This is a genomic window from Ferrovibrio sp. (assembly GCF_025869515.1).
GTDB lineage: Bacteria > Pseudomonadota > Alphaproteobacteria > Ferrovibrionales > Ferrovibrionaceae > Ferrovibrio.
This window is the reverse complement of sequence record NZ_JAOZVR010000061.1, coordinates 1-7838: the sequence shown is the minus strand read 5'-3', so window position 1 is coordinate 7838 and position 7838 is coordinate 1. Positions and strand designations below refer to the sequence as shown.

The 7838-nt window shown below is 62.6% G+C and carries 7 protein-coding genes; 3 read left to right on the top strand and 4 right to left on the bottom strand.

From position 1 onward, the window contains the following. Positions 1 to 20: 20 nt before the first annotated feature. Positions 21 to 1790 (bottom strand): methyl-accepting chemotaxis protein, encoded by a 1770-nt coding sequence (locus OJJ21_RS10330; protein ID WP_297685858.1) that lies wholly within the window; start codon positions 1788 to 1790, stop codon positions 21 to 23. A 444-nt stretch (positions 1791 to 2234) separates the two neighbouring features. Between OJJ21_RS10330 and OJJ21_RS10325 the strand changes: the two genes are divergently transcribed. The 3 genes from OJJ21_RS10325 (at position 2235) to OJJ21_RS10315 (ending at position 5168) form a co-directional block, all read left to right on the top strand. Continuing rightward, a complete protein-coding gene (locus tag OJJ21_RS10325; RefSeq protein ID WP_297685856.1) occupies positions 2235 to 4250 on the top strand; it encodes a PhoX family phosphatase in 2016 nt (671 codons plus the stop codon). 131 nt (positions 4251 to 4381) lie between these two features. Further along, positions 4382 to 4885: a hypothetical protein gene (locus OJJ21_RS10320; protein ID WP_297685854.1), complete on the top strand. Its 504-nt coding sequence runs from the start codon at positions 4382 to 4384 to the stop codon at positions 4883 to 4885. Positions 4886 to 4946: 61 nt separating this feature from the next. Further along, complete coding sequence (locus OJJ21_RS10315; protein ID WP_297685852.1) at positions 4947 to 5168, top strand: hypothetical protein; 222 nt, start codon at positions 4947 to 4949, stop codon at positions 5166 to 5168. A gap of 20 nt (positions 5169 to 5188) precedes the next feature. On the opposite strand, the gene OJJ21_RS10310 is transcribed toward OJJ21_RS10315, so the two are convergent. The 3 genes from OJJ21_RS10310 to argC all read right to left on the bottom strand — a co-directional run bounded on the left by OJJ21_RS10310 (position 5189) and on the right by argC (position 7823). After that, positions 5189 to 6172 (bottom strand): pentapeptide repeat-containing protein, encoded by a 984-nt coding sequence (locus tag OJJ21_RS10310; protein WP_297685850.1) that lies wholly within the window; start codon positions 6170 to 6172, stop codon positions 5189 to 5191. Between the two features lie 77 nt (positions 6173 to 6249). Then, positions 6250 to 6780 carry a gamma carbonic anhydrase family protein gene (locus OJJ21_RS10305; RefSeq protein WP_297685848.1) on the bottom strand — a complete coding sequence of 177 codons (531 nt, stop codon included), beginning with the start codon at positions 6778 to 6780 and terminating at the stop codon, positions 6250 to 6252. Beyond that, the gene (gene argC / locus OJJ21_RS10300; RefSeq protein ID WP_297685846.1) at positions 6777 to 7823 is read right to left on the bottom strand and encodes an N-acetyl-gamma-glutamyl-phosphate reductase; all 1047 of its coding nucleotides are present in this window, start codon (positions 7821 to 7823) and stop codon (positions 6777 to 6779) included. Before argC ends, OJJ21_RS10305 begins: the two co-directional genes overlap by 4 nt. Between the last annotated feature and the right edge of the window lie 15 nt (positions 7824 to 7838).

Here is a 7838-nt window from a genome sequence, read left to right as displayed (position 1 = left end):
GCGGCCCTTTTTCTTTGCCGTTAGTTGGTCTTGTAGCCGATGCGGAAGCCGCCCCAGTGACGGCCCTGCACCGTGATTGGTGCCGACATGTCCTTCATCAGCACAAAGACACCACCGCCCATGTCGCGGCGATAACACTGCAGCAGATAGGGTTTGATATTGCGGCCGCAGGCCAGACCCACAGGGTCGTTGAACAGGCGACGGTTACGCGAGTTGGCCGTGTTCCAGACCGGATCGCTGCCCTGCGGCTGGCAGTATTTCAGGTTGTGGGTCGGGATGAAGCCGTTGCGATCAATACCGACGCAGAAGGCAATGCTCTGGTTCGAACTGAGAAGCGGCTCCTGGATTTTCGGCAGCAGCGCATCGGTGAATTTCACATAGCGCGTCATATACTGCTGCGGATTGCTCCCCTTGATCGGCACATAGTTCTCGTCGAACAGGTCCTCCATGCCGATCTCGCCGCGCCGCACAGACTCTTCGAAGGCGTCGCTGATCCGTGCCGCGGCATCCTTCGCTGCCACCAGCAACGGGCGGTCCACCGTGGTGGTAACGAAGGCGATCTGGGTCGCCAGATTGGCCACCTGCTGGTCGATATCCTGGATCGCCGTGCCGGTACGCTGCACCACCGCCAGATAGCCGCGCGTGGCCGCATTGATTTCGCTGATCGCACCGGTCACCGCGTTGACCCGGCCAGACTGGTCGGTGCTGGCCTGCTCGATCTCGTCGAGTTGCTGGCCCATCGAATCAATCGCCTCGACGATACCGTTCAGCACTTTTCCGGTTTCACTCACCAGCGTGACGCCGGTTTTCACCTTGTCGTCGGACTGCTTGATGATGGCACCGATATCCTTCGATGCATTGGCCGAGCGCTGCGCCAGGGCCCGCACTTCCTGCGCCACGACGGCAAAGCCCTTGCCGGCCTCGCCCGCACGCGCCGCCTCGACCGAGGCATTCAGCGCCAGCAAATTGGTCTGGAAGGCGATTTCGTTGATCAGTGAGGTGATCTCGGAAATCCGTTGCGACATTTCAGCCATCTCATTCATCGCATCGACCGAACGACGAACCACCTGAACGCCGTTTTGCGCTGCTGCCCGCGCCTGTTCGGCGCGCTGGCTGGCGCGTTTGGCCGCAGCCTCGTTGGCCCGCGCCGCTTCGCTGAGCGACGCCGCATCGGCCGCCGTGCGGTCGAGACTGTCGGATTGCGCCCCGGCGCTTTCCGCCAGCCCCTTGGCCTCGCGGTTGAGCTGCACCGACGAACTGGAGATGGAATTGGCAGCCTGCACGATGGTGCCGATCACGCCACCCAGACGTTCGGCGGCCTGCATCGTGCCTTCGCGAATCACCGCAAAGTCGCCGCCGAAATTGTTGTCCATGCCGGTCGACAGGTCGCCTTCCGCCATGCGGGCGAACAATTCCTTGAGGTCTCCCATCACCGCATCGAGCGTCTCGGCCATGTGGTTGAAACGCTCGGCCAGATGATGCGCCTCGGCTTCGCCCTCATGGGCCGCAACACGCTTGTCAAGGATACCGCGGTCGATGGCGCCGCACAGATCGGCAATCTCGCCGATCACCGCGCTATCGGCGCGCCGCAGGCGATCCAGCTCGGCCTGGGATTCGGCCAGACGGCGTTCCGCAGCCTCACGGCGCGCCACCTCATCCGCCCAGCGACGGGCAATATCCTGCAATGGTTCACGCAGGCTGCCGGGCATCTCGTCGACCTTCGCCGCCGCCGGCCAGTTGCGCAGCATCCCGGCCAGGGCGGCATTGCTGCCGGCCAGCGACACGATCATGACACTCCCCAGGACGAAGACGACCAGGCTGGCGACGAGGGCAAGCGTAAGATCGGCCCCTGCCTGTCTGCTGACCCAAATCCAGCCAGCCCCAGCGACAGCAAGACAGCAGACTGCCACGCCTATGCGCAGACCTGTCGGCAGACCGGAAAGCATTCGCATCATCCCTCCCCGCTTCGGAATCTGTATTCCGAATTTCCGACGCTCCTGTATCGGAGCGTTCGTTTTTTTCTGTTCCGGCAAGTGTAGCGTAACGAGTACACGGTTGTGCAGGACAAGGCGGTATTCAACGTGGTTAACCGCCTCCGACTTTAGTCGAATTTTATACGTTAGGTTGCGCGATGTCAGGGTTCATCGTGCCGTCATACAGGCAGGCTAATCATCTGGGCGACCAGCCTGCCCTGATTCCCGGGGCTTCCGGCCGATTCCAGGAGTTCCGCCCCGATGACCCAACCTCCTTCCAGCAGCCTCAGCCGCAGCGAAGCCTATGAAGACTCCCAGAATCTCGGTATCAACCCTAGCGACAATACCACGATCGCCGAGGTGATCGGCCGCCGTTACGGCCGACGCGACGTGCTGAAGGGACTGCTGGCCGGCACCGCCGTCGCCGGCCTGGGCGGGACCGGTATTGCGGCTCTGCCGGCCAGTGACGCCCAGGCCCAGGCCGCGTCGCGCTTTACCTTCACTGAGATCGGCCATGGCGTTGATCGTACCCATCATGTCGCGCCCGGCTACGATGCCGACATCCTGATCCGCTGGGGCGATGCGGTCCTGCCCGATGCGCCGGCCTTCGATCCGCAGCGCCAGACCGCTGCCGCGCAGTCGAAGCAGTTCGGCTACAACAACGATTTCATCGGCTTTCTGCCGCTGCCGCAGGGCAGCACCAGTTCGAACCGCGGCCTGCTGTTCATTAACCATGAATACACCAGCGAAGAAGTGATGTTCCCCGGCATCGGCCGGCAGGAAGCCAAGGACAAGCTGTTCAAGGATATGACCCGCCCGCTGGTGGAAATCGAGATGGCGGCGCATGGCGCCAGCATCATCGAGATCGAGAAAAGTGCGACCGGCAAATGGGGTGTCGTGAACGGCAGCCGCTATGCGCGCCGCATCGATGCAGGCACCACCGCGATGGAACTGACCGGCCCTGCCGCCGGTCATGCCCGTATGAAGACCAAGGCCGATCCGAGCGGTCGCCAGGTCATCGGCATGCTCAACAACTGCGCCGGCGGCGTGACGCCCTGGGGCACGGTGCTGACGGCGGAAGAGAATTTCCACGGCTATTTCTGGGGCAAACCGGAGGCCGGCCATGCCGAGGAGCGCAACCACAAGCGCTACGAAGTGCCCGGCAACTGGTATAATTGGGGCCAGCATTTCGAGCGGTTCGACATCACGAAGGAGCCGAACGAGGCGAACCGCTTCGGCTGGATGGTCGAGGTCGATCCCTACGATCCGCAATTCGTGCCGAAGAAGCGCACGGCACTCGGTCGCTGCAAACACGAAGGCGCCGCGGTGATCGTCAACAGCGACGGCCGCGTCGTGCTGTATTCCGGCGACGACGAACGGTTTGAATATGTTTACCGCTTCGTTTCCGCCCGCCGTTACAACGCAACCGAGCGCCGGGCCAATTTCGGCCTGCTCGATGAGGGCACCTTGTCGGTGGCGAAATACAATGCCGACGGTTCGGTGGAATGGCTGCCGCTGGTATTCGGCCAGGGACCGCTGACAGCCGCCAACGGATTCAACAGCCAGGCCGACGTGCTGATCGAGACCCGCCGCGCAGCCGATTTGCTCGGTGCCACCAGGATGGATCGCCCCGAGGACATCGAGATCAATCCGGTCACCGGCAAGGTCTACGTGATGCTGACCAACAACATCCGGCGCAAGGCCGACCAGCTCGATGCTGCCAATACCCGCGCCGCCAATGAATGGGGCCAGGTGCTGGAAATGACGCCGCCGGGCGGCGACCATGCCGCCCAGAAGGCTGCCTGGTCGCTGCTGGTGCAGGCCGGCGATCCCGCCGATGCCAGGACCGGCGCCAAATTCCATCCGCAGACCAGCAGGAATGGCTGGTTCGCCTGCCCCGACAATGCCGCCGTCGACCCGCAGGGCCGGCTGTGGATCACCACCGATCAGGGCGAAGCCTGGAAGAAGGCCAGCGGTACCGCTGACGGTGTCTGGGCCATGGAAACCGAAGGCCCCAATCGTGGCCTCAGCAAGATGTTCTTCCGCGTGCCCATCGGCGCCGAGATGTGCGGTCCCTGCTTTACTCCGGACGGCAGAACTTTCTTCGTCGCCGTGCAGCATCCGGCGACCGACGGCGGTGAAACATTCACCCAGAGCGGCAAGGGTTCGACTTTCGAAGACCCCGCCACACGCTGGCCGGATTTCCAGCCGGCCATGCCGCCGCGTCCTTCGGTGGTGGTGATCACCAAGCGGGATGGCGGGCTGATCGGCAGCTGAGTCCGGTTCTGTCTTGGAACCAGCCAGACTGTATACAGACCGTCCCCCGGCCGATATAACCGCGAACACTCGCACTGCGGGCATTCACGCCTGCGGCATTCAGGCACTCTGCTTGGGGAAAACGGCTGGGCATGGCCAAGGCCGATCAACCGAAATTCATCAAGGCGCCGCAGGACCTGCGACAGCGCGCGGTAAGCTATACGACCGGCCTAGAACTGACATTGACCGAAGAAGTGCGCGGTCGTATCGAGAAGGTGATCGGTGAATCTGCCGATGCCTTCTCGAAGGATGTTCTGGAAAAACTGCGCGAAATGCGCATCCAGGTGAAAGCCGCCGAGGACGATTCGCTGTCGCGCATTTTCATCCTGACCACGATCGCCGAACTGGCATTCGACATCAAAGGCATGGGCGGCACCTTCGGCTATCCCCTGTTGAGCCACCTGGCCAAATCCCTGAAGGACTTCATCGCGGAACTGGCGCTGCCGAACGAGGCCCAGCTCGAGGTGATCAGCATCCATGTCGACGCCATGTACGTGGTGCTGGCGCAGGGTATTCACGGCATGACCGATCGGCTGCAGAAAGACCTCCTGGACAACCTAGGGATTGCCGTCAGCAAAGTGCGGTACGTGGTATAACTGACGGCGTTAACCAAACTCCGCCACACTTCGCTAACCTTTTGCCACCACAGTGCCGGTCATGAGCAGCTCGGATGCTGAAATCTGGCGTACAGCCCGCGACCTGATCGCCGATTATGGCGCGCGCGGGGCTGAGGCCCATGCCAATCGCCAGCTGACTGAAATGACGCTGGGAAATAATTTTGTCGGTATGCTGGTCTGGCGCCGGATCCTGCGCGCCCTGAAAAGCCTCAGCAAAACCGGAGCGGCCGGCGGCAGCCCGTCCGCCTCGCGCCGGCGCTGATCGCCTCTCGATAAATTACGCTAGTTCTTTTTGTCGTTCAGCACGACCGGAAGGCCACGCGAGCCTTCGATCAGCGCGCCGCGCAAATCTGCGTCGGTAAGATTGGCATACATCAGATTGCATTCGCGCAAATCCGAGCAGATCAGCTTGGCGCCATGCAGGTTCGCATTCGACAGATTGGCCTGGCGCAGATCGGCGCCGTTCAGGTTGGCCTGCACCAGATGGGCGCGCGACAGATACCAGCCGGCCATGATGGCGCGCCGCCCTTTATGGCCGTCGGTCTCGATCCAGGTCTGGTGATCCTGCACCACCTGTTCCAGCACCTCGGGCGCTATTTCCTTGGGTACCCGCGCCCCACTGCCCTGCAGCTGCGGGAACAGTTCGGGCGGAAAATCGGCCAGATGAAAATTGGCGTTGTGCAGCTTGGCGCTCTTGAACTGCACATTGCTGAGCGTCGAATAGGAAAAATCCGCGCCTTCCAGATCGGCATTGTCGAGGATGCAGCCATCGAGGATGGCGCCGACAAAAGAGGCGCCCAGAAGCTTGGCCTGCGTCAGATTGGTATTGTGCAGCGTGGTCTCGCTCAGCGACACCACGCCGCCCTTGCCATGCGGCGGCACCGGCGGCTCGGTCATCGGCCGCATATCGGCATTCTCGAAGCGGGTCCCCTTGAGAATGGCCCGCGACAGATCCGCACCGCGCAGATTGGACCAGACGAAGCGGGCATTGGTCAGGTCGGCGCCGGAAAAGTCGCAGCCGGTGAGCACCGCCTGGCTGAAGTCGGAGTTGCGCAGATCGGCGCAATAGAAACGGCAGCCGCGAAACACCGTGCGCTGCAGGTTCATGCCAACCAGCTTGATACCGGTAAGATCAGCGCCCACCAGCGTGAGCTGCTTGCCACGCGTCAGCTTGCCCAGTCGGCCGGACAGGAATTCGCCATGGGCCTTGATCTGATCGTAGAGATCATCGGGCCAGGGAGCGTGCTGGGCGTCGCCGGTCGTCATGTTTCCATCCGCATACCGGCCGGCGGGCCGGAATTCTGATAAGGATGGATTGTTAACGAACGGAATTCAAGAAAGTGTTAACGGTTGGTTGCGAGCTGGGTCCGGTAAGTCGCGCCAAGACGGGCATAATGCGCCGCGGTTTCCGTGATATTCCGCAATTCGTCAGCATCAAGACGACGCAACAGCCTGGCCGGACGGCCGGCCCAGAGTTCACCGGCAGCCACCCGCTTGCCCGGCGTCAGCAGGGCGCCGGCAGCCAGCATACCCTGGCTTTCGATCACGCAGCCGTCCATGACGGTGGCCTGCATGCCGACAAAGCAGTGATCCTCCAGGCGGCAGCCATGGATCAGAGCCAGATGGCCGATGGTCACGCCGGAGCCAATCGCGGTGCCGAACTTGTTCCGGGTGACATGCACCACGCTGCCGTCCTGGATATTGGTATCGCTGCCGACGCGAATGCTGTTGACGTCGCCGCGCAGCACGACACCGAACCAGATCGAGCTGCGGGCGCCGATTTCGGTATCGCCGATCACCGTGGCATTCGGCGCAACGAAAGCATCCGGCGCGATGGCCGGATGCTTGTCGCCGAATGGCAGGATGAGACTCACGGGAACAGGGCGATCTGCTCGAGACCCATGGTTTCCGGCAGACCGTACATCACGTTGAAGTTCTGCACCGCCTGGCCGCTCGCGCCCTTCATCAGGTTGTCGATGACCGAGAACAGCATGGCGCGGCCCTTCACCCGATCGGCGAAAACGCCGATATGGCAGGCATTGGTACCGCGCACATGGCGTGTCTGCGGCGACACGCCCTGCGGCACCACCTGCACGAAGGGTTCGTCGGCATAGCGCTTGAGCAGGGTGGCCCGCAGGTCGTCGGCGCTGACGCCCGGTTTCATCTTCACATAGATGCTCGACAGCATGCCGCGATTCATCGGCATCAGATGCGGCGTGAAGTTGACCACGATCGGCCGGCCGGCGGCATCGGACAGAATCTGCTCGATTTCCGGGCCATGCCGGTGCGAACCGATGCCATAGGCATGCGTACCCTCGGCCGCCTCGCAATACAGCGAGCCTTCCTTGAGCGCGCGGCCGGCACCGGAAACGCCCGATTTGGCGTCGATCACGATATCGTCGGCATCGATCTGGCCGGCATCCAGCAGCGGCATCAGCGGCAGCTGCGCCGAAGTCGGATAGCAGCCGGGATTGGCCACCAGCCGCGCCTTGGCCACCTTGTCGCGATACATCTCGGTCAGGCCGTAGACGGCTTCGTCCTGCAGCTTCGGCGCCCGGTGCTCATGGCCATACCACTGGGCGTATTCGTCCAGGTTGCGCAGCCGGAAATCCGCCGAAAGGTCGACGATCCTGAGGTGCTCGGGCAGGCCGGCAATCACTTCCTGCGTGGTGCCATGCGGCAGGGCACAGAAGACGGCATCGACACCGCTCCAGTCGACCTCCTTGATCGTCACCAGCTTGGGCAGGTTGAGGCCGAGAAACTGCGGGAAAACCGTATCGATCCCCTCGCCGGCCTTCCGGTCGGCGGTCAGGGCAACCACGCGGACGCGCGGATGACGCAGCAGAACGCGGAGCAGCTCCGCACCGGTATACCCGCTGGCACCCAAAATCGCGACCCGAATGGCGTCCGTGGCCATGTCGACCTCCTGTTA

Bases quoted from the DNA above. Each gene is read 5' to 3' on its own strand.
- OJJ21_RS10330 (WP_297685858.1), bottom strand. From the start codon at position 1,790: ATGATCGTGTCGCTGGCCGGCAGCAATGCCGCCCTGGCCGGGATGCTG.
- OJJ21_RS10325 (WP_297685856.1), top strand. From the start codon at position 2,235: ATGACCCAACCTCCTTCCAGCAGCCTCAGCCGCAGCGAAGCCTATGAA.
- OJJ21_RS10320 (WP_297685854.1), top strand. From the start codon at position 4,382: ATGGCCAAGGCCGATCAACCGAAATTCATCAAGGCGCCGCAGGACCTG.
- OJJ21_RS10315 (WP_297685852.1), top strand. From the start codon at position 4,947: ATGAGCAGCTCGGATGCTGAAATCTGGCGTACAGCCCGCGACCTGATC.
- OJJ21_RS10310 (WP_297685850.1), bottom strand. From the start codon at position 6,172: ATGACGACCGGCGACGCCCAGCACGCTCCCTGGCCCGATGATCTCTAC.
- argC (WP_297685846.1), bottom strand. From the start codon at position 7,823: ATGGCCACGGACGCCATTCGGGTCGCGATTTTGGGTGCCAGCGGGTAT.